Origin of the sequence: Mycobacterium syngnathidarum, from assembly GCF_001942625.1 — a bacterium.
In the GTDB taxonomy this organism is placed as follows: domain Bacteria; phylum Actinomycetota; class Actinomycetes; order Mycobacteriales; family Mycobacteriaceae; genus Mycobacterium; species Mycobacterium syngnathidarum.
In genome coordinates, this window is the sequence record NZ_MLCL01000020.1 from 1 (window position 1) to 430 (window position 430).

Annotated in this window: 1 protein-coding gene; it reads left to right on the plus strand. The window is 63.7% G+C overall.

All coding sequences use genetic code 11. The features are described 5' to 3' along the window. Window positions 1–169: 169 nt before the first annotated feature. The coding region (locus BKG60_RS04260) for an aldehyde dehydrogenase family protein (protein WP_120764822.1) at window positions 170–430 on the plus strand (261 nt) is incomplete at its 3' end.

The window sequence follows — 430 nt, forward strand, 5'->3', positions numbered from 1 at the left end:
CCACGCTCAAACTGCTCTGCCCCGTCGACAATCTCGCGACGTTCCGCCTGGTCGAGAACGGCGTGGAGAACCACGGCAGTGGACTGTTCGAGTTCGGGCCCATAGGCCCACATAAACCCTCCGGCTTCACCGGATTCGTTGATACACATCAGGAAAGAGACAGCGATTCATGACGAATTACGACAAGCTCTTCATCGGCGGCGTATGGACCGAGCCTGCCACTGACCAGGTGATCGAGGTCATCTCGCCCGCCACCGGACAGAAGGTAGGCCAGTGTCCGCTGGCGTCCCCCGCCGACGTCGAAGCCGCGGTAAGCGCCGCCCGCCGCGCCTTTGATGACGGCCCGTGGCCCAAGCTGACTCCGCACGAGCGCCAGGCGATATTGCAGCAGGCGGTTGCCGGGCTGGAGGCCCGCAAGGACGAGATCTGC